The 19065-nt window shown below is 63.4% G+C and carries 23 protein-coding genes; 9 read left to right on the top strand and 14 right to left on the bottom strand.

The window, feature by feature from the left end; genetic code table 11:
• The first annotated feature begins 27 nt into the window (after positions 1–27).
• Complete coding sequence (locus tag BXA07_RS14370; protein ID WP_076568716.1) at positions 28–480, top strand: Hsp20/alpha crystallin family protein; 453 nt, start codon at positions 28–30, stop codon at positions 478–480.
• Positions 481–577: 97 nt separating this feature from the next.
• Here BXA07_RS14370 and BXA07_RS14375 read toward each other — a convergent pair whose 3' ends face one another.
• Positions 578–1924, bottom strand: coding sequence for an MFS transporter (locus BXA07_RS14375; protein ID WP_076568583.1), 1347 nt, complete (start codon positions 1922–1924; stop codon positions 578–580).
• Between the two features lie 217 nt (positions 1925–2141).
• On the opposite strand from BXA07_RS14375, the gene cyoA reads away from it, so the two are divergent.
• The 7 genes from cyoA to BXA07_RS14410 all read left to right on the top strand — a co-directional run bounded on the left by cyoA (position 2142) and on the right by BXA07_RS14410 (position 8931).
• Complete coding sequence (gene cyoA, locus BXA07_RS14380; protein ID WP_170909664.1) at positions 2142–3125, top strand: ubiquinol oxidase subunit II; 984 nt, start codon at positions 2142–2144, stop codon at positions 3123–3125.
• 90 nt (positions 3126–3215) lie between these two features.
• A complete protein-coding gene (cyoB, locus tag BXA07_RS14385) occupies positions 3216–5219 on the top strand; it encodes a cytochrome o ubiquinol oxidase subunit I (RefSeq protein ID WP_076568585.1) in 2004 nt (667 codons plus the stop codon).
• On the top strand, positions 5212–5850 hold the full coding sequence (gene cyoC / locus BXA07_RS14390; protein WP_076568586.1) for a cytochrome o ubiquinol oxidase subunit III: 639 nt from the start codon (positions 5212–5214) through the stop codon (positions 5848–5850). The genes cyoB and cyoC overlap by 8 nt, the downstream gene beginning before the upstream one ends.
• Positions 5847–6233, top strand: coding sequence for a cytochrome o ubiquinol oxidase subunit IV (gene cyoD, locus BXA07_RS14395; protein ID WP_076568587.1), 387 nt, complete (start codon positions 5847–5849; stop codon positions 6231–6233). Before cyoC ends, cyoD begins: the two co-directional genes overlap by 4 nt.
• Positions 6230–7072: an SURF1 family protein gene (locus BXA07_RS14400; protein ID WP_076568588.1), complete on the top strand. Its 843-nt coding sequence runs from the start codon at positions 6230–6232 to the stop codon at positions 7070–7072. Before cyoD ends, BXA07_RS14400 begins: the two co-directional genes overlap by 4 nt.
• Positions 7056–8405, top strand: a complete 1350-nt coding sequence (locus BXA07_RS14405; RefSeq protein ID WP_076568589.1) for an ATP-binding protein — start codon at positions 7056–7058, stop codon at positions 8403–8405. Before BXA07_RS14400 ends, BXA07_RS14405 begins: the two co-directional genes overlap by 17 nt.
• On the top strand, positions 8395–8931 hold the full coding sequence (locus BXA07_RS14410; protein ID WP_076568590.1) for a response regulator transcription factor: 537 nt from the start codon (positions 8395–8397) through the stop codon (positions 8929–8931). The genes BXA07_RS14405 and BXA07_RS14410 overlap by 11 nt, the downstream gene beginning before the upstream one ends.
• Here BXA07_RS14410 and BXA07_RS14415 read toward each other — a convergent pair whose 3' ends face one another.
• The 11 genes from BXA07_RS14415 to BXA07_RS31610 all read right to left on the bottom strand — a co-directional run bounded on the left by BXA07_RS14415 (position 8932) and on the right by BXA07_RS31610 (position 17527).
• Positions 8932–9684: a hypothetical protein gene (locus tag BXA07_RS14415; protein WP_139335574.1), complete on the bottom strand. Its 753-nt coding sequence runs from the start codon at positions 9682–9684 to the stop codon at positions 8932–8934.
• Positions 9685–9878: 194 nt separating this feature from the next.
• Positions 9879–10364 (bottom strand): GNAT family N-acetyltransferase, encoded by a 486-nt coding sequence (locus BXA07_RS14420; RefSeq protein WP_076568592.1) that lies wholly within the window; start codon positions 10362–10364, stop codon positions 9879–9881.
• Between the two features lie 2 nt (positions 10365–10366).
• Entirely contained in the window at positions 10367–11008 is a 642-nt protein-coding gene (locus BXA07_RS14425) for a hypothetical protein (protein WP_076568593.1), read from the bottom strand.
• A gap of 57 nt (positions 11009–11065) precedes the next feature.
• Complete coding sequence (locus BXA07_RS14430) at positions 11066–11431, bottom strand: hypothetical protein (protein WP_076568594.1); 366 nt, start codon at positions 11429–11431, stop codon at positions 11066–11068.
• Between the two features lie 24 nt (positions 11432–11455).
• Entirely contained in the window at positions 11456–12253 is a 798-nt protein-coding gene (gene phnE / locus BXA07_RS14435) for a phosphonate ABC transporter, permease protein PhnE (RefSeq protein ID WP_076568595.1), read from the bottom strand.
• Positions 12250–13086, bottom strand: coding sequence for a PhnE/PtxC family ABC transporter permease (locus BXA07_RS14440; protein WP_076568596.1), 837 nt, complete (start codon positions 13084–13086; stop codon positions 12250–12252). The genes phnE and BXA07_RS14440 overlap by 4 nt, the downstream gene beginning before the upstream one ends.
• Positions 13080–13892: a phosphonate ABC transporter ATP-binding protein gene (locus BXA07_RS14445; protein WP_076568597.1), complete on the bottom strand. Its 813-nt coding sequence runs from the start codon at positions 13890–13892 to the stop codon at positions 13080–13082. The genes BXA07_RS14440 and BXA07_RS14445 overlap by 7 nt, the downstream gene beginning before the upstream one ends.
• Before the next feature lie 69 nt (positions 13893–13961).
• Positions 13962–14831: a putative selenate ABC transporter substrate-binding protein gene (locus BXA07_RS14450; protein WP_076568598.1), complete on the bottom strand. Its 870-nt coding sequence runs from the start codon at positions 14829–14831 to the stop codon at positions 13962–13964.
• 25 nt (positions 14832–14856) lie between these two features.
• A complete protein-coding gene (gene selD / locus BXA07_RS14455) occupies positions 14857–15921 on the bottom strand; it encodes a selenide, water dikinase SelD (RefSeq protein ID WP_076568717.1) in 1065 nt (354 codons plus the stop codon).
• A gap of 45 nt (positions 15922–15966) precedes the next feature.
• Entirely contained in the window at positions 15967–17055 is a 1089-nt protein-coding gene (gene mnmH, locus BXA07_RS14460; RefSeq protein WP_076568599.1) for a tRNA 2-selenouridine(34) synthase MnmH, read from the bottom strand.
• 79 nt (positions 17056–17134) lie between these two features.
• Positions 17135–17527, bottom strand: coding sequence for an FAD-dependent oxidoreductase (locus BXA07_RS31610; RefSeq protein WP_076568600.1), 393 nt, complete (start codon positions 17525–17527; stop codon positions 17135–17137).
• Here BXA07_RS31610 and BXA07_RS31325 point away from each other — a divergent pair.
• Positions 17504–17905, top strand: coding sequence for a hypothetical protein (locus BXA07_RS31325; RefSeq protein ID WP_244556278.1), 402 nt, complete (start codon positions 17504–17506; stop codon positions 17903–17905). The two genes, BXA07_RS31610 and BXA07_RS31325, sit on opposite strands and share 24 nt — an antisense overlap.
• On the opposite strand, the gene BXA07_RS14475 is transcribed toward BXA07_RS31325, so the two are convergent.
• A complete protein-coding gene (locus BXA07_RS14475) occupies positions 17902–18591 on the bottom strand; it encodes an LrgB family protein (RefSeq protein WP_076568602.1) in 690 nt (229 codons plus the stop codon). The genes BXA07_RS31325 and BXA07_RS14475 overlap by 4 nt on opposite strands.
• Entirely contained in the window at positions 18588–19046 is a 459-nt protein-coding gene (locus tag BXA07_RS14480) for a CidA/LrgA family protein (RefSeq protein WP_083708256.1), read from the bottom strand. Before BXA07_RS14480 ends, BXA07_RS14475 begins: the two co-directional genes overlap by 4 nt.
• Positions 19047–19065 lie beyond the last annotated feature (19 nt).

Genomic DNA, 19065 nt, shown 5'->3' on the forward strand with positions numbered 1-19065 from the left:
GCAAACCAGCCCATGCAGGAGAACATCATGGCCAATCAATTGATCCGTCGCGATCCGCAACACCCGCTGGCGCGTTTCGACCCGTTCAGCGACATGGAAGAATTCATGCATGACTTTTTTGCGCCCGCCTTGCGCCTGCGCGAAGGGGGCACATCGCGCATGCGCGTCGATATTTCCGAAACCGAGCAAGCCTACCAGGTGCAGGCGGACATTCCGGGCGTCAACAAGGACGATATCAAGGTCTCCATCGATGGCAGCCGCGTCTCCATCAGTGCCGAACTCAAGGATGAAAGAGTGACGCGCGACGGCGGCGGCAAGACCGTGCGCAGCGAACGCGAGTATGGCCAGCAATACCGCAGCTTCGTGCTGCCGCACGAGGTGGACGAGGCCGGCGCGCAGGCGCGCTATGAAAACGGCGTGCTGCTGCTGGACTTGCCGAAGAAGGAGGGCACGGGCGGGCGGCAGCTGGCGATACAGTAAGCCAGCTCCCGGCTTGGGCATGAAAAAACGCCGGACGGTGCCGGCGTTTTTTCAGTGCTTTGCGCGCTGCTGCTATCTTTACCTCTATATATATATGTCAGTCGCGGATTTCCAGCGCCCGGTTCAGGCTCAGCGCGGCCAGCGAGGCGACGGCGCCCGACAGCAGGTAGAAGCTGACATAGGCCAGGCCGAAGTTGGCCGACAGGCCCAGCGCCACCAGCGGAGCGAAGCCGGCGCCGACCAGCCAGGCCAGGTCGGACGTCAGGGCCGCGCCCGTGTAGCGGAAGCGGGCAGGGAAGTTGGCCGTCACGGCGCCCGCTGCCTGGCCGTAGGACAGGCCCAGCAGGCTGAAGCCCACGAGGATGAACACGTCCTGGCCCGTATTGCCGCCGCCCATCAGGGTCGGCACGAAGGCGCTGAAGATGGCGATCATCACGGCCAGCACGCCCAAGGTGGTGCGGCGGCCCACTTTATCGGCCAGCAGGCCGGAAATGACCACGCCGATGGCGGCCAGCACGGCGCCCAGCATCTGGATTTGCAGGAAGTCCGAAGCGGAACGGGTCTGGTAGACGGAAATCCACGACAGCGGGAACACGGTGACCAGGTGGAACAGCGCATAGCTGGCCAGCGCGGCGAGGGCGCCGATCAGCACGTTGCGGCCCTGGCCGCGGCCCATTTCAAACACGCTCACGGGCTGCAGTTCGCGTTCGTCGAGCAGGCGCGCATATTCATTCGTCGACACCAGGCGCAAACGGGCAAACAGGGCCACGACGTTGATGGCGAAGGCCACATAGAAGGGATAGCGCCAGCCCCAGTCGAGGAATTCCTCATCCGTCAGTCTGGTCAGCATGAACCAGAACAGGCCGGCGGCGATCAGGAAGCCGGCGGGTGCGCCCAGCTGGCCCAGCATGGCGTACCAGCCGCGCTTGTTTTCCGGCGCGTTCAGGGCCAGCAGCGACGGCAAGCCATCCCAGGAGCCGCCCAGGGCCACGCCCTGGCCGATGCGCAGCACGGACAGCCAGATGATGGCGGCAAAGCCCAGGTGGGCATAGGTGGGGAGGAAGGCGATGCCGGCCGTCGACACGCCGAGCAGGAAGAGGGCGAACGTCAGCTTGGCGCTGCGCCCCATGCGGCGCTGGATCTCCATGAAGATCACGGTGCCGAACGGACGGGCGATGAAGGCGAACGAGAAGATCAGGAACGCATATAATGTGCCCTCCAGGCGTTCTTCGAACGGGAAGAAGACGCGCGGAAACACCAGCACCGAGGCGATGGCGTAGACAAAGAAGTCAAAGTATTCGGATGCGCGGCCGATGATCACGCCGACGGCGATCTCACCGGGGTCGATATGCGTTTCGACCGTGCCGTCCCCGCGTGCGTCGCGCAGGGAGTGGGGGGAAAAGTCGGCGGGTACATCCCCGTCGTGTGTGCGCGTGCTGGACATGATGATCGTCTCCAATATAGTTTCGAGTTCGGCCAACGCGTAACATACCCCGGGTGTCTCACGCCCGGAGTAGGACTATTCAATAGATAGCTGTAGGAAAACTCCTCAACCACCGAGTGAAAATCCGAGCAAGGGGTAGGACAAAACGTCCAATTGCCAACGCGCTCCAGTGAGAATACAGTACCATATCTTCATCCCCTGTACTGGACTTTCCTGTATGTTTTCATTAAAAGTTCGTCGCGGACTGCTTCTTTTACCTCTCGCATTGTTGGCTGGTTGCAATACGGTGGTGCTGAATCCGTCTGGCGACATCGCAGTTCAGCAAGGCAATCTGATTGTCATCTCGACATTGCTGATGCTGTTGATTATCGTTCCGGTAATCGCCCTGACCCTGCTGTTCGCATGGCGCTATAGAAAAAACAATACCGCGGCCAAATACGAGCCGGACTGGGACCACTCGACTCGCCTCGAGCTGATCATCTGGGGCGCGCCCCTGCTGATCATCATCGTGCTGGGCCTGCTGACCTGGATCAGCACCCACACCCTCGATCCATACCGCCCATTGAGCCGTATCGACGCCAACCGCCCGATTCCTGCCAGCCACAAACCGATGATCGTCGAAGTCGTGGCCCTGGACTGGAAATGGCTGTTTATCTATCCGGAGCAAGGCATCGCTTCCGTCAATGAACTGTACGCGCCCGTCGACCGTCCGATCCGCTTCAAGATCACCGCCTCGTCCGTCATGAACTCGTTCTTCATCCCCGCACTGGCAGGTCAGATCTACGCCATGCCGGGCATGGAAACGCAGTTGAATGCCGTCATCAACAAGCCGGGTGTCTACAAGGGCTTTTCCGCGAACTACAGCGGCGCCGGTTTCTCGGGCATGCGCTTCAAGTTCCACGGCGTCAATGATGCGGACTTCGACAAATGGGTGGAATCGGCACGTGCCGGTGGCGGCGCGCTGAACCGCGACGACTACCTGTCGCTGGCCCAGCCTAGCGAACGCGATCCGGTGCGCCGCTACAGCGCCGTGCCTAGCGATCTGTACAAGGCAATTCTGAACCGCACCATCGTTTCCGACGCCCTGTGCGTGACGCCGGTCGAGCCATACAAATTGACGATGGCAAAAAGCCCGGTAGCGGCCGTAACGGCAGTAGTCGCTAGCGATGCAGTCGTGGAAAAGGGCGTTCAAGCCAAGTAACCACTGCATGAATCCCGCAGCGCATCGTAGTGGCGCTGCAGATACTGGCGCCGCTTGCCTGGCGCCTCCCTTTTTTCTCTGAGAGTAACAATGCTAGACCATATTGATCTGACGAAGCTTATATTCGGCCGTCTGACTTGGGATGCAATTCCATTTCACGAACCTATCCTGCTGGTGACCTTTGCCATGGTTGCCCTGGGCGGTATCGCACTCGTTGCGGCACTGACGTATTTCCGCGTCTGGGGTACCCTGTGGCGCGACTGGATCACCAGTATCGACCATAAAAAAATCGGTATCATGTACATGATCCTGGGCCTGGTCATGCTGCTGCGCGGCTTTGCCGACGCGCTCATGATGCGTACCCAGCAGGCGATCGCCTTTGGCGACAATGCCGGCTTCCTGCCACCGCATCACTACGACCAGATCTTCACTGCCCACGGCGTGATCATGATCTTCTTCGTCGCGATGCCTTTCGTGACGGGCCTGATGAACTACGTGGTGCCGCTGCAGATCGGCGCGCGCGACGTGGCTTTCCCATTCCTCAACAACTTCAGCTTCTGGATGACCACCATGGGCGCCGCCCTGGTCATGGCTTCGCTGTTCGTCGGCGAATTCGCCCGCACGGGCTGGCTGGCCTATCCGCCGCTGTCGGGCATCGTCGGCAGTCCGGACGTGGGGGTAGACTATTACATCTGGTCCCTGCAGATTGCCGGGGTCGGGACGCTATTGTCCGGTGTCAACCTGATCGCCACCATCGTCAAGATGCGCGCGCCCGGCATGACCTGGATGAAAATGCCCGTCTTCACCTGGACCGCACTGTGCACCAACATCCTGATCGTCGCCGCCTTCCCGGTGCTGACGGCTGTATTGGCCATGCTGTCGCTGGACCGCGTTGCCGGCTTTAACTTCTTCACGACGGAACTGGGCGGCAACGCCATGATGTACGTCAACCTGATCTGGATCTGGGGTCACCCGGAAGTCTACATTCTGATCCTGCCGCTGTTCGGCGTGTTCTCGGAAGTGGTCGCCACGTTCAGCAGCAAGCGTTTGTTCGGCTACGCCTCGATGGTGTACGCCACCTGCGTCATCATGATCCTGTCCTACCTGGTATGGCTGCATCACTTCTTCACCATGGGTTCGGGCGCCAGCGTCAACTCCTTCTTCGGCATCACGACGATGATCATTTCGATCCCGACGGGCGCGAAGATCTTCAACTGGCTGTTTACCATGTACCGCGGCCGTATCCGCTTTGAACTGCCGATGCTGTGGACGATCGGCTTCATGGTCACCTTCACCATCGGCGGCATGACCGGCGTGCTGCTGGCCGTACCACCGGCTGACTTCGTGCTGCACAACAGCCTGTTCCTGATCGCCCACTTCCATAACGTGATTATCGGCGGCGTGGTCTTCGGTGTGTTCGCTGCGATTAACTACTGGTATCCGAAAGCCTTCGGCTACAAGCTCGACGCGTTCTGGGGCAAGTGCTCGTTCTGGTTCTGGTTCGTCGGCTTCTACCTGGCCTTCATGCCGCTGTACGTGCTGGGCCTGATGGGCGTGACCCGTCGTGTCAACCACTTTGAAGATCCATCGCTGCAAATCTGGACCATCATCGCCTGGTTTGGCGCCGTCTCGATCGCCCTGGGCATCGCATCGATGCTGATCCAGTTCTATGTCAGCTACCGCAACCGTCACGCCCTGCGCGACGTGACCGGTGACCCATGGGGTGGCCGTACGCTGGAATGGTCGACGTCGTCGCCGCCGCCAGACTATAATTTCGCCTTCACGCCACAAGTGCACGAACTCGATGCATGGACTGACATGAAGAAACACGGTTACCAGCGTCCGACGTCCGGTTTCACGAAGATCCACATGCCGAAGAACACCTGGGCTGGTTTCGTGATCGCCGCACTGTCCGCACTGGTCGGTTTTGGCCTGATCTGGCAAATGTGGCTCGTCGCCAGCATTGGCTTCGTGATCATGATGGTCACCATCATCGTCCATACCTTTAACTACAAGCGCGATTACTACATTCCTGCGGAAGAAGTGGTCCGTACCGAAGACGCTTATACTAAATTGCTGAGCAGCCATGTCTGATACCATCGCCCATAACACCGGCGCCGCTGGCGCCGCACCAAGCAAGCGCAGCTACTTTGTGCGCGAGCACCACCCGGAAAACGGCAGCCTGCTCGGTTTCTGGCTCTACCTGATGAGCGATTGCCTGATCTTCGCCTGTCTGTTCGCCACGTACGCCGTGGTCGGCCGCAGCTATGCGGACGGCCCGACGGGCGCCGCGCTGTTCGACCTGCCGCTGGTGGCCGTCAACACGGCCATGCTGCTGCTGTCGTCGATCACCTACGGCTTCGCCATGCTGGCCATGCAGCGCAAGCAATTGCGCAGCACCCTGGTCTGGCTGGGCATCACGGGCCTGTTCGGCCTGGCCTTCCTGGCACTGGAAATGTATGAATTCATTCATCTGATCCACGAAGGCGCCGGTCCGCAGCGCAGCGCGTTCCTGTCGTCGTTCTTCGCCCTGGTCGGTACCCACGGCCTGCACGTGACGTTCGGCGTGATCTGGCTCGTGACCCTGATGTTCCAGTTGAACAAACACGGCCTGACCCCGGAAAACGGCCGCCGCATGATGTGCCTGTCGCTGTTCTGGCACTTCCTGGACGTCATCTGGATCGGCGTCTTCACCTTTGTCTACCTGATGGGAGTGCTGCCATGAGCGACCACCACACACACGGCGATAGCCACCACCATGACCATCACGATCATGGCAGCCTGAAAAGCTACACCATCGGCTTCATCCTGTCGGTGATCCTGACGGCCATTCCGTTCTGGCTGGTGATGACGAAAGCCATCACCAACTCGGGCACCATGGGCCTGGTCCTGCTGGCGTTCGCGGCCGTTCAAGTAGTGGTGCACATGGTGTACTTCCTGCACATGAACACCAAGTCCGAAGGCGGCTGGAACATGATGGCGCTGATCTTCACGATCATGATCGTGGGTATCGCCATGGCCGGTTCCCTGTGGGTCATGTACCACATGAACCACAACATGATGCCGGATCTGATGCCTGAGTACATGCATACGAAAACGGCTCCATGATGAGTCAAACGCGCCCAGACAGCACCGGGCGCGCCCCTGGCGCCGCATCGCAAGATGCCGCGCCAGGCCCACGCGGCACGGCTGTGCATTATGCAAAAATTGCACTGGCCTTGCTGGCGGGGATCTTGTTTGCCGGTTTCTGTGCCCTGGGCACCTGGCAAGTCAAGCGCCTCTTCTGGAAGCTTGACCTGATCGAGCGCGTCGAACAACGCGTACATGCGCCCGCAACGGACGCACCTGGACCCGCAGCCTGGGCCAGCATCACGCAGAAAACGGATGAATATCGCCATGTGCGGCTCTCCGGTACCTATCTCCCCCTATTCAATACCCTGGTGCAGGCAACGACGGCACTGGGCAGCGGCTATTGGCTGGTGACGCCCTTGCGCCTGGCCGATGGCAGCACCGTGCTCGTCAACCGCGGCTTCGTGGCCAAGCGCGCCGGCATCGCCGCCGGCACGCCGCCCGGCATCGTCGAGGTCGACGGCTTGCTGCGCGTCAGCGAGACGGGCGGCGGCTTCCTGCGCGAAAACAGTCCTGCCACGCAGCACTGGTATTCGCGCGACGTGGCCGCCATCGCCGCCTCGCACATGCTCACCAACGTGGCGCCATATTTTGTCGACGCGAAAGCAAGGTCGGAAACGGCCGTTGACGCCCCCGTGGGCGGCCTGACCGTGATCTCGTTCCACAACAACCACCTCGTGTATGCGCTGACGTGGTTTGCCCTGGCCCTGATGGTCGCCGGTATCACGTGGTGGATCGTGCGCGAGGACAAGCGCCGCCGCGCCCGCGGCAAGAAGCTTGATCCATCGCAAGAAAGCGACCATGCCGGGCAGGATTGAGATCCTGCCCAACCGCGAGGTACTAGAACGCGGCGCGGTGGCGGCCGAGATGGAACATCCGGCCGGCCACCAGAACATGAAGCTGCTGATCCAGTTGCGCTGGCTGGCCGTGATCGGCCAGATCAGCACGATTTTCGGCGTGGGCGTGGGACTGGGCATCGCCTTGCCCGTGCCCTACATGCTCGAAGTGCTGTCCTGCCTCATCGCCTTCAACCTGGCCAGCCTGCTGCGCTGGCACGAACGCCAGCCCGTCTCGAACACGGCGCTGTTCCTCGCCCTGCTGGTCGACGTCACCGTGCTGACGGCCCAGCTCTACCTGAGCGGCGGCATCAGCAACCCGTTTGCCTTCCTGTATCTGTTGCAAGTCATCCTCAGCGCCGTGCTGCTGGAAGTGTGGTCGACGTGGATCATGGTGGCCATCACGAGCCTGTGCCTGGCCGGCCTGGCCTTGCTGCCCGGCCCCTTGTTCCTGCCGATCGACCCGGAGCGGGGCTTTTCCAGCCTGTACGTGCAGGGCTTGCTGATCTGCTTTGCGCTGAACGCGGCCTTGCTGGTGCTGTTTATTACGCGCATCAACCGCAACCAGCGGGCCGGCGACGCCAAGGTGGCCGACTTGCGCCAGCGCGCGGCGGAAGAAGAGCACATCATCCGCATGGGCTTGCTGGCCTCGGGCGCCGCCCACGAGCTGGGCACGCCGCTGGCGACCTTGTCCGTCATCCTCGGCGACTGGCGCCGCATGCCGGAACTGAGCAAGAACAGCGAATTGCTGGAAGAGATCACGGAAATGCAGGCACAGTTGCAGCGCTGCAAGAGCATCGTCAGCGGCATCTTGTTGTCGGCGGGCGAGGCGCGCGGCGAATCGTCCGTGAAAACGACGATCAACACCTTCCTCAACGACCTGGTGGACGAGTGGCGCAGCAGCCGCCCCATCCTGGGTTTCGAGTACGATAACCGCATCGAGCACGATATTCCCGTCGTCTTCGATTCGACCCTGAAGCAAACCATCTGCAACGTGCTCGACAATGCGCTGGAAGCGTCGCCCGAATGGCTGCGCTTCGAGGCCACGCGCGAGGCGGACGCCCTGCACCTGGTGATCACCGATGCGGGCCCCGGCTTCGAGCCGTCGATGCTCACGCACCTGGGCAAGCCGTATCAAAGCAGCAAGGGCAAGCCCGGCGGCGGCCTCGGCCTGTTCCTGGTGGTGAATGTCGCGCGTACTTTAGGTGGTACGGTGACGGCGCGCAACCGGGTGCAGGGCGGGGCGGTGGTGCACCTGGCCTTGCCGCTGGCGGCCATCAAACTGGAAAGAGAAAGCGACCACCATGCAGGATGAGCGTCTGTTACTGATCGTGGAAGACGATGCCGCGTTTGCCCGCACCCTGGGCCGCTCGTTCGAACGGCGCGGCTACCAGGTCATCCTGGCCACCAATTTCGACGAAGCGAGCGCCCTGCTGGAGCAGCATTGCCCCGACTACGCCGTCGTCGACCTGAAGCTCAATGGCAATACCTCGGGCCTGGCCTGCGTGCAGATGCTGCACCAGCACGACCCGGAGATGCTGATCGTCGTGCTGACGGGCTACGCCAGCATCGGCACGGCCGTCGAAGCCATCAAGCTGGGCGCCTGCCAGTACCTGGCGAAGCCGTCGAACACGGACGACATCGAAGCGGCCTTCGGCCACGTGGCCGGCAACGCCGACATCGAACTGACGAACCGCGCCACCAACATCAAGACCCTGGAATGGGAACGCATCCACGAAATGCTGGCCGAGACGGATTTTAATATCTCGGAAACGGCCCGCCGCCTTGGCATGCACCGGCGCACCCTGGCGCGCAAGCTGGAAAAGCAGCGGGTGAAATAGTCACTGCCCAGTTTGGTCGTTGTCGAATGCCAGTTCGATCATACTGTCGTCGCTCCAGTCCTGTTCCCGCAATGGCGGCGTGAACGACGTGCCGCTGAAGGGCACGGGCGCGCTTTTGCCGTTGTAGCTGATCGTCGCGCCCGTGATGCGCCGCGTTTCCGTAAAGCTGTAGGTACCCTTTTGCGACACGAAATTGCAAGGCCCGCCCAGTGCGCCCATCGCCGTGCGCATGGCGAAAGACAGGGTTTCCTTGTCGATGGCCCAGTGGACTTCGCATGCCAGCCGCAGGTCGCCCAGGCGGCGCAGCGTGTCGCTGGCCGCCCCGCTCCTGACGTAGGGGATCCACCTGACGGAGCCCGCCTTGCGGTTCACGGTCAGCTCGGCCTTGTCATACAGCGGACCCTGCCCGACGGGCAAGCTGAAGACATTGCGCTCTCCCAGCGGTATCGCCATGCCCGCCTCGTCGCTTTCCAGCCGCAGCGCGATGGCGTGCATGTCGACGTCGGCACGGCGCGGTTCGAGAATGAAGCGCAATTCGGCGCCGGGCGCCAGCGCATGTTTTTCCTCGAAGCGCTTGACGCCCTTGAGCATGGCACTGTAGGGCTTCCAGTCCGGGTCGCGGATGCCTTTCACGTTGACGGACGCGGCCGCATCCTGACCGGCCTGTTCCGCGGCTGGTTCCGTATCAGCGCAAGCGTGCGCCGCGGCGCCGCACAAACACAGCAGAAGAGCCGTCTTCTTTATGACAGGCATACCCGATCTTTCTATTCATCAATGGAAACGCAAGTGTAGAAAAAAACACGGGGACGAACAGGTTTTTAAGACAGGGCGTCAATTGGGATGAATGAAGTGCTGGAAACCGCTGTTTTCCGGGAGCCGATGGCGGGATATCGCATAGCCGCCGGACTAACCCGATGCATAACAAATTCCGGCCGACAATCATGCCCTCATGCTGGCGCCCGCCATTCCATCTTCTGCACCTGGATATGCGGATGGCTTTCCAGCGCTTCCCATTCGGGCAGGAAGACAAAGCCCTGTTTCCGGTAAAACGCGGCCGCGCGCGCATTCTCGGGCGCCACGCCGAGCACCAGCCGGGAATGGCCGTTGCCGACGGCGCATTGTTTCACGGCATCGACGAGGCCTTGCGCCACGGCCAGGCCCCGATAGTCGGACTGTACCCACATGGCGATCAGATGGCATTCGCCATTGCCGGCCACCACTTGCGCGGCCAGGCCGATGGCTTGTTCTGCGTCAAAGGCGAGAAAAAAGGTGCGCTGCGGCGTGCTGACGGCGCGCTCTTGCCAGTCCGCATCGGCAAAAGCGGCGGCGCTGGCGTGGCTGGCGCCAAAGGCCGTGGGGGCGTCGAGCAGGGCGGCCAGGCGCGTGGCTTTCAGGGCGGGCCAGTCGCTGGCGGTGGTGGCGCGTATCGGCATGCTCAGTTGAAGACGATCGCCGTCTTGTGTTCGATGCTGAGCCGGCATGCTTCAAACGCGGCCAGCCAGGCGATCAGTTCGCGCTCGAGGCCGTCTTCGCCGCCGATGCGCGCATTGATGCGTGCCGCTTCTTCATCGCTCAGCTCGTCGCAGAGCAGGAAAATGCCCAGCGCGGGCGCGACCGTGACCAGTTCGGCGCGCAGGCTGTACGAGGAACCGAGCATGCCGCCCAGCAGCGCATGTTCCTCATCGGCAAAAATGACGTCGTCGAAGACGAGAGGAAAATAAAAGCCCTCGCAATCGGAATGGCAGAGCAGGTGGCTGTCCAGGTCATCCTGCGCCGCTTCCAGCACCGAATCTTCACTTGGATCCTCGCCTTCGGCCAGCGGTGTGGCCCGCCATTGCCCATCCTGGACCGCATGCGCATAGGCGCGACGCAGATAATGCAGGTAGCTGTATGGAAAGGAATCAAGCGCTGCGCGTGACTGCAATTGCGGCAAGGCCAGCGGTTCGCCATGCAGCGGCAAGCCCGCTTTTTGCAACAGGGCATTCGCTTGCGCCAGGGAATCGGCCAGCCATTGCGCGCCTTCCGGGTCTTCTTCGTGCAGGTCGGCCAGAGCGCCGACTGTTATTGCCAATCCCATGCATGGACTCCTTTATTGTTCAGCTGCCAGTGTAAATCATTTGCCTCTGATCATCATTTACGATTGGTCCCACACTTCGACGGTCAGCAGCTGTCCGGGCGCGCAGGCGGCGATGCGCTCCGCGTGCACGGTGATGCTGCCGGGCCAGCCTGTGAGCTGGTCTTGCGGAAACTCCCCATCCTGCGCTTCGGCGATGCCCGCCAGCAGCAGGGGCGCGATGACGCTCGCCGGGGCCGTGTAACGGTTGGGAAAGCCGTTGAAGGTCAGCTGGGTCGCCTTGCCTTGCTCACACAGTTGCGCGATCCAGCCGGCGCCGGACAGGCCCGCTTCCCACGTGGCGAGAAACGCCTCCTTGTTGACTTTCGTCATATCGGCCATTTGCTCCGGCGTTTCCGTCGAGATTATCGTCCACCAGCCTGACATGGATATTCCTTGTGGAAGTGAAAATTAACGGGTCATGGCCCGGCGCAGCAGGTAGCTGAGGCCATCGACGGCGGCCACCATCAGCAGCATGGCGACGATGACGGTGGCGGCGCTGGGCATCTGGAACAGCGACAAATGGTATTTCAGCATCTGCCCCAGGCCGCCCGCGCCGACGACGCCGAGGATGGCGGCGGCGCGGATATTGTTTTCCCAGCGGTATAGCGTATACGACATCATCTGCGGTCCGCATTGCGGCAAGGTCGCATACAGGAACGCCACGGCGGGGCGCGCGCCGTTGATGCGCAAGGTGGCCGCCGGCAGGGGCGGGCAATTTTCGAACGCGTCGGCAAACAAGCGGCCCAGCACGCCCACCGTGTGCAACGCCAGCGCCAGGGTGCCCGCGAACGGGCCCAGGCCGGCGGCGATCAGCAGGATCGACGCCCACACCAGTTCCGGGATCGAGCGCAGCACATTCAACACGCCGCGCGTGGCGTTGCGCGCGACCATGCCGAAACGGCCGCTGGCGGGCAGGGCCAGCAGCGCGCCCAGCACGGCCGCGATGACCGTGCCGATGGCCGACATGGCCAGGGTCTCGAACGTGGCCACGCCGACTTTCATCAGGAAGGGGCTGGACAGCTCGGGCGGTGCGAAGCCGTGCAGGAAGTCGGCACTCGTGCGCACGGCGTCGGCGCTGAAGAATTCTCCCCATTTCAGGGGCAGGGTGGCGAAGCTGGCGATGACCAGCAGCAGCAAACCTGCCAGCAAGGCCCAGGTCGACCAGCGCACGGGCGCAGGGACGGGCAACATCGGTTCCGTCTTCATGCCAGCCTCCGGCGCAGCATGGCGGACACGGCGTCGGCGCCCGCCACCAGCAGCACGAACACCATCAGCATGGTGGCCAGTTCATTGCCTGCCATCATCTTCATCGATTCATCCATGCGCTGGCCCAGGCCGCCCGCACCGACAAAGCCCATGACGACGGAGCCGCGGATCGCGCATTCCCAGCGGTAGATCGTGTAGGACACCAGTTCGGCGGCCGATTCGGGCAGGGCGCCGTACAGCAAGGCCTTTAATCTGCCGCTGCCGTTGTGGAGCAGGGCGTTGCAGGCGGACGCATCCGACGATTCGAGGATTTCCGCATACACCTTGCCCAGCATGCCGCAATACGTGAGGGCGATGGCGATTACGCCCGCCGTCGGCCCCAGTCCCACGATGCGTACCAATAGCAAGGCCCAGACCAGTTCCGGCACGCTGCGCAGCAGCACCAGCAGCGCACGGACGGCGTGGCGCACGGCGGCGGCCAGCGGCGACACCTGGCCGGAACCGATGCGCGAGATCGACAAACGCTCCGTCACCAGCAGGGTCAGGGGGATGGCGCCCAGCATGGCCAGCGCCATGCCGGCCGTGGCCATGGCGATGGTTTCCCAGGCCGACGTGGCCACCAGTTGCAGGAATTCGGGCGAGTGGGCGGGCGGCACGAAGCTGGCGATGAATTGCCAGGTGGCCGCCAGGCTTTGCGCGTCCCACAGTATCCACGGCTTGAATTCGGCCTGCACCAGCATCGGCCACAGCACGAACAGCGCCACGGCCGTGATGGCCAGGCGGCCGCGCCAGGCGGGGTCGCGCGGCAGGGCGTCGTCGGCGCGCTTCAGCAAAGGGGCCTCGCGGCGTCCAGGTGCGCCTCCACCGCTTCGAACTGGGGCGCAGGATCGGCCTTGTTGCGGTACAGCTCGGCGATCATGGCGTCGCTGACCTCGCTGGCAGGCAAGTCGAAGACGATCCGGCCGTCACGCAAGGCAACGATGCGCGTAAAGCAGGCGCGCGCGATCTCCACCTGGTGCAGGCTGCAGATCAGGGTGGCCTTGCGCGCCGTCGCTTCCGCCTGCAGCACATGGATCGTCTGCAAGGCGAGGGTGGGGTCGAGCGCGGACAGCGGTTCGTCGACGAGAAATACATGCGCATCCGACACGAGCGCGCGCGCCATGCCGCAGCGCTGGCGTTCGCCGCCGGACAGGCGGTCAACCCGCGCATACAGTTTATCCTGCAGATTGAATTTGCCGAGCGCTTCCCACGCGGCGCGCGGGTCGACGGGCGCGACCAGCGAACGCATCGCCGTCCACAAGCTCCATTGCGGCAAGCGGCCCGCCAGCACGGCGTTGACGACGCGCTGGCGCGGCGGCAAGGGCGGCGTCTGCGGCGCGAGGAATAATCGAGCGCGCAAGACGTGGCGTTCGCCGCTGGCAAGTTGCCAGGGAGAACTACCGAGTATGCGCAAGCTGCCGGACTCGGGGCGCAGCGCGCAGGCCAGCGTGTGCAGCAGACTGGTCTTGCCGGCGCCGGAAGGGCCGATCAGGGCGATCTGCTCGCCCTGGGCCACGTCCAGGTCCAGTTCGCGCAGGGCCAGCGCATTGCCGGCGGCGCCCGCGTGGTGGACGCAGACCTGGTGAAGTTGGAATGTCATGCGATGTTTCGGTGTGGGAGGGAGTGTGCCGGATGCGTCCGCAGGACGTCACCCGGCAAGTTTCAGCAATTACTTCAACAACTTGGCATCGCGCGCGGCCGCTTCGATATCCTTGTAGTTCTCGGCCTTGGTGGGGATGAACTTCGTGGCGCGCTGCAGCTCGAGGATTTCCTTGCCTTCGGCCGTGGATGGGTCCAGCGCCAGGAAGGCGTCCGTCAGCTTCTTGCGCACGACGGGATTCATGTCGGCGCGCACGCTCCAGTTGTAGTCGTAGTAGCCCGGTGTCGTGTAGAACACGCGCACCTTGGCTGGATCGACCTTTTTCGCTTCGACCAGCTTTTCCCACACGGAAATGTTCAAGGTGCCCGCATCGACCTTGCCGCCGGCCACGGCCGCCACGGTGGCGTCATGCGCGCCCGAGAACGCGATGCGCTTCATGTCCGTATCCGGATTGATCTTGGCGGCCAGCAAATAGTAACGGGGCATCAAGTGGCCCGAGGTCGACGATTCCGAGCCGAACGTGAAGTTCTTGCCTTTCAGGTCGGACAATTGATTGATGTCCTTGCTGGTGGTCACGAACACGGAGCGGAACTTCGTGTCTTCCTCGCGCTGCACCAGCGGCACGATCTTGCCGCCGCTGCGCACGTTCGCTTGCACAAACGTAAAACCGCCGAACCAGACCATGTCGAGCTTGTGATTGATCAAGCCTTCGACGGACGCCGCGTAATCGGTAACGGGCGTAAATTCCACCTTCATGCCCAGCTTTTTCTCCAGGTAGCTGCCCAGCGGCTTGAACTTGCGCTGCAACTCCGTCGGCGCTTCGTCGGGAATGGCGGACACGCGCAGCACTTGCTGCGCCTGCGCCAGGCCGCTGTGGATGGCCAGGGTGGCGGCGACGGTGGCCAGGATGGCGGGGAACTTGTTGGAAAACGTGGTCATGGGACTGCCTTTGAAAAAATGTTCATTAATATACGGAAACCCCGGTACTGCCATCCTGCATCTCGCCTATCACCGTCGCGTCGGCAAAGCCTTCGGCGCGGAAAATCGCCAGCACTTGCTCGACGGCTTCCGGCGCGCAGGCCACCAGCAGGGGGCCGGCCGTCTGCGGGTCCGTCAGGATCGCCTTGTCGATGGCGCTTAAATTGTCCGCCAGCGCCACTTGCGCGCCGTAACCCTGCCAGTTGCGGCCTGAGGCGCCCGTGATGTTGCCATTCTGCGCCAGCTGCTGCACTTGCGGCAGCAGCGGCACGTCAGCCATGGCGATGCGCGCCTGCAACTTGGCGCCGCGCGCCAGTTCCAAGGTGTGGCCCAGCAAGCCGAAGCCCGTCACGTCCGTCAGCGCATGCACGCCGTCCAGCAGGGCCAGTTTCTTGCCCGGGGTATTCAATTTGGTGGTGTTGCCGATCAGCGAGGCGTAGCCGTCCCCGTCCAGCGCATTCTTCTTCAGCGCGGCCGACAGGATGCCTACGCCGATCGGTTTGCCCAGCACCAGTTTGTCGCCGGCCCGCGCGCCCGCGTTGCGCTTCACCTGCGACGGGTGCACGAGGCCCAGCACGACGAGGCCGTAGATCGGCTCGACGGAATCGATGGTGTGGCCGCCCGCGATGGGGATGCCGGCCTGGGCGCAGACGGTTTCGCCGCCTTTCAAGATGAGGCCGATGGTTTCCACGGGCAGCTTGTTGATCGGCATGCCGACCAGGGCCAGCGCCATGATGGGCGTGCCGCCCATGGCGTACACGTCGGAAATGGCGTTGGTGGCGGCGATGCGGCCGAAGTCGAACGGGTCGTCGACGATGGGCATGAAGAAATCCGTCGTGGCGATCAGCGCCTGCTCGTCGTTGAGCTGGTAGACGGCCGCGTCGTCGGAAGTTTCTATGCCGACCAGCAATTCCTTCGGCAGGGGAAAGCCGCCGCTGCCCTTCAAGATGTCGGCCAGCACGCCGGGCGCAATCTTGCAGCCGCAGCCGCCGCCATGGGCAAATTCGGTCAATCGGATGGGTGTATTGGATGTTGCTGCGCTATCGGACATGGTCGTCATCCTGCTGAAATAAGTAATTGGGTAGCAAGCCAGGCATCACGCGCTGGCGGTACGGGGTTCGCCGACGATAGCACATAATGCGCGCGCGGCTTGCTCAAAGGCATGTTCTGAAATATCGGGCAAGACCAGCGGCGTCGCCTGCCCGTAGCGGCTGAAGTTGCGCCGTATCGATTGCAGGTAGACGGGGTCGTAATGCTCGACCAGCAGCGCTTCGACCAGTTCGGCCATGCGGCCCGCCGTGGCCAGTTGCTGCCAATGTGCAATTTTCTCCTTGCCGTGCAGCTGCGTCAACAGGGCCAGCTGCACGTTCAGGCGCTGCGCATCGCCGACAAAGTGTTCATAATCTTCCATCAGCAATTGCACGCGCTGGGCCGTGGCCAGACGCACGTCGGTGCAGGCGGAAGCGCGCATCTTTTCCATCAGCGCGTCGGGCACGCGCAGCCGGCCCACTTTCTTGCTTTCCGATTCGATGAAGACGGGCAATGCCGGATCGAACTGGCGCAGCTGCTGCCACAGGGCGCTCTCGAACGCCTTTTGCGACGGCTGCTCTTCCTCGGGCAAGCCGCCCAGCACGGAGCCGCGGTGGGCCGCCAATTGCTCCAGGTCGATCACCTGTGCGCCCTGGCGGTCCAGCACCTGCAACAAACGGCTCTTGCCGCTGCCCGTGGGCCCGCACAGCACGTTGATGAAATCGAAGCGCTCGGGCAGGGTGGCCAGCTCGGCGTTCACATGGCGCCGGTAATCCTTGTAGCCGCCGTCGAGCTGTGTGACGGGCCAGCCGATGCGCGCCAGGATGTGCGCCATGGCGCCGCTGCGGTTGCCGCCGCGCCAGCAGTAGACGAGCGGCTTCCATTCGTGCGGATGGCCGAGGAAGCCGTCTTCGATATGCCGCGCGATATTCTTCGCCACCAGCGCCGCGCCCAGCTTCTTCGCCTCGAAGGCGCTCGTCTGTTTATATAAAGTGCCGACGCGCACGCGCTGCTCGTCGTCGAGCACGGGCAGGTTGATGGCGCCCGGCAAATGATCTTCCGCAAACTCGGACGGGCTGCGCACGTCGATGATGGCGTCGAATTCATGCAGGCGTGGCAGGATGTCGCTGAAGGGAAGGACTGCGGGGTATTTCATCGTGGCGCGGCTGCTTGGAATGGGGAAAGACGTATTATCCCCGATAAAGGCCGCTGGCGTGGGGCTTTGGCGCCGCCGTTCACACTTCGGGCGCCGGGCCGGCGTCCCGCATGCCCGTAAAGAACCGCACCAGGCTGTGCGGCGCGTCGTCGTCGAAGCACAGGCGCAGGATGCGTTCGGACTGCGCCGCGGCCGCGCCGCTGCGCGCAAACAGCGCCGTTTCATACGCCAGCAGGGGCGCCGCCATGTCGCCCGGCTGCGCGGCAAGCTTCTGCGCCAGCTCGGCGCCGTCCAGCATGGCCAGGTTGGCGCCTTCGCCGGCCGGCGCCATCAGATGGGCCGCGTCGCCCAGCAAGGTCACGCCTGCCACGGGCTGCCAGCGGTGGCCGGCGGGCAGCAGGTGCACGGGGCGGGGCACGGGCGGCGTGTCCGCGCCGTGGCGCTTGCCATGTTCGAGGCCATGGATGCGCATCCGTGGCTGGGCTCGGCCCTGTCGCGCGCGCCGGGCCAGCTGCCCACCGTGCGCATCCTGGAACGCCTGGGCCGGCAGGTCGATGCGCTGGGCGTGCCGCAGGACCGGCAGTGGATGGCGGCATGCGCCTTGCTCAATTATCTGCTGGGCGTGAGCGGGCAGAATGCGGCCAATGCCGTCATCGCCCATGAAAAGGGCCTGGAGCGCGCGCATTTCCTCGACACCCTGGCGGGCGCCTGGTCACGCCTCGACGCGCAGGCGTTTCCGTTCGCCCGCAAGGTGGCGGGCCAGCTGCGCGCGCACGACGACCGCGCGGACTTTTTGGCGGGCATCGACCTGATCGTGCATGGCATGCAGGCGCTGCAAGCGGGCCGCTAACCGAGCAGATGTCCCAGCAGCGGCGCCAGCAGGACCGTCACGACGCCGGAAAAGATCATCGTCAGGCTGGCCACGGCGCCTTCTTCCATGCCCACGCGGCGCGCCACGGACAGGCCAAAACCGTGCGCGGCCGCGCCATACGGGGCGCCGCGGGCGATGCGCATGCGCAAGGGCAGCAGTTTCAGCAGCGGCTTGCCCAGCATCAAGCCGAACAAGCCCGTCATCACCACGAAGATGCCCGTCAGCTGCGCCGAGCCGCCCATGTGGCGCGACGCTTCCAGCGCGAACGGCGTCGACACGGAGCGGGCCAGCAGGCTGCGCGCCATGTCGCCGTGCACGCCAAATACCCGGTCCAGCAGCAAGGTGGCGGCGACCGATGCCACGATGCCGGCGCAGCTGCCCAGCGACAAGGCCAGCCAGTGCTTGCGGATCAGCTTGCGCTCCTGGAAGATGGGCAGGGCAAACGCCACCGTCGCTGGCCCCAGCAGCCACGGCAGCCAGCGCGTCTCGCCGAAGTAGGTGGCAAACGGCGTCGAGGTCGATTGGACGATGACGATCAGGATGGCCGAGGTGCAGATGGCGGGCGTCAGCAGAAAATGCGGGTGGCGGCGGTGCACGGCCTGGTTGGCGTAGAACAATACCAGCGTCAGCAGCAGGAACAGCAGCGACAGGAGCAGGGTGCTCATGCTGCCGCCCTCGCGGCGCGCTGGCGCAGCAATTTTTGCAGCCGCAGCTGGCGTTCATAGCGGCACACCCCTTCCACCGTCAGCGCCGTGGCCAGCATCACGCAGGCAAAGCCCAGGCCGATATTTACGAACAACATCAAGCCCTGCGACTTCAACAGTTGCGTAAATTGCACCACTGACACCACCAGCGGTATGAAGAACAGCAGCATATTGGCCAGCAGCCAGTTCGCGCCCAGTTCGATGGCGGCGGGGCGCACCCAGCCCGCCAGCAGCAGGGCCACCAGCACGAACAGGCCCACGACGCCGCCGGAGAACGGCAGGTGCAGGGCGGAGGCGGCCGCGTCGGCCAGCCACCAGGCGGCAATCAGGATGCCCACTTGCCACGCAGTCTGCGCGGACTGGCGCCAGGCAGGGATGGAGAGTGGGGCGGCGGTGGAACAAGGGACGGCTTTCACGGCAGGCTTTCAAACGGCA

The organism is Janthinobacterium sp. TND4EL3, from assembly GCF_900156175.1.
GTDB lineage: Bacteria > Pseudomonadota > Gammaproteobacteria > Burkholderiales > Burkholderiaceae_D > Janthinobacterium.

Coding starts and splice junctions, on each gene's coding strand:
- BXA07_RS14370 (WP_076568716.1), top strand. CDS start 28: ATGGCCAATCAATTGATCCGTCGCGATCCGCAACACCCGCTGGCGCGT.
- BXA07_RS14375 (WP_076568583.1), bottom strand. CDS start 1,924: ATGTCCAGCACGCGCACACACGACGGGGATGTACCCGCCGACTTTTCC.
- cyoA (WP_170909664.1), top strand. CDS start 2,142: ATGTTTTCATTAAAAGTTCGTCGCGGACTGCTTCTTTTACCTCTCGCA.
- cyoB (WP_076568585.1), top strand. CDS start 3,216: ATGCTAGACCATATTGATCTGACGAAGCTTATATTCGGCCGTCTGACT.
- cyoC (WP_076568586.1), top strand. CDS start 5,212: ATGTCTGATACCATCGCCCATAACACCGGCGCCGCTGGCGCCGCACCA.
- cyoD (WP_076568587.1), top strand. CDS start 5,847: ATGAGCGACCACCACACACACGGCGATAGCCACCACCATGACCATCAC.
- BXA07_RS14400 (WP_076568588.1), top strand. CDS start 6,230: ATGATGAGTCAAACGCGCCCAGACAGCACCGGGCGCGCCCCTGGCGCC.
- BXA07_RS14405 (WP_076568589.1), top strand. CDS start 7,056: ATGCCGGGCAGGATTGAGATCCTGCCCAACCGCGAGGTACTAGAACGC.
- BXA07_RS14410 (WP_076568590.1), top strand. CDS start 8,395: ATGCAGGATGAGCGTCTGTTACTGATCGTGGAAGACGATGCCGCGTTT.
- BXA07_RS14415 (WP_139335574.1), bottom strand. CDS start 9,684: ATGCCTGTCATAAAGAAGACGGCTCTTCTGCTGTGTTTGTGCGGCGCC.
- BXA07_RS14420 (WP_076568592.1), bottom strand. CDS start 10,364: ATGCCGATACGCGCCACCACCGCCAGCGACTGGCCCGCCCTGAAAGCC.
- BXA07_RS14425 (WP_076568593.1), bottom strand. CDS start 11,008: ATGGGATTGGCAATAACAGTCGGCGCTCTGGCCGACCTGCACGAAGAA.
- BXA07_RS14430 (WP_076568594.1), bottom strand. CDS start 11,431: ATGTCAGGCTGGTGGACGATAATCTCGACGGAAACGCCGGAGCAAATG.
- phnE (WP_076568595.1), bottom strand. CDS start 12,253: ATGAAGACGGAACCGATGTTGCCCGTCCCTGCGCCCGTGCGCTGGTCG.
- BXA07_RS14445 (WP_076568597.1), bottom strand. CDS start 13,892: ATGACATTCCAACTTCACCAGGTCTGCGTCCACCACGCGGGCGCCGCC.
- BXA07_RS14450 (WP_076568598.1), bottom strand. CDS start 14,831: ATGACCACGTTTTCCAACAAGTTCCCCGCCATCCTGGCCACCGTCGCC.
- selD (WP_076568717.1), bottom strand. CDS start 15,921: ATGTCCGATAGCGCAGCAACATCCAATACACCCATCCGATTGACCGAA.
- mnmH (WP_076568599.1), bottom strand. CDS start 17,055: ATGAAATACCCCGCAGTCCTTCCCTTCAGCGACATCCTGCCACGCCTG.
- BXA07_RS31325 (WP_244556278.1), top strand. CDS start 17,504: ATGTTCGAGGCCATGGATGCGCATCCGTGGCTGGGCTCGGCCCTGTCG.
- BXA07_RS31610 (WP_076568600.1), bottom strand. CDS start 17,527: ATGCGCATCCATGGCCTCGAACATGGCAAGCGCCACGGCGCGGACACG.
- BXA07_RS14475 (WP_076568602.1), bottom strand. CDS start 18,591: ATGAGCACCCTGCTCCTGTCGCTGCTGTTCCTGCTGCTGACGCTGGTA.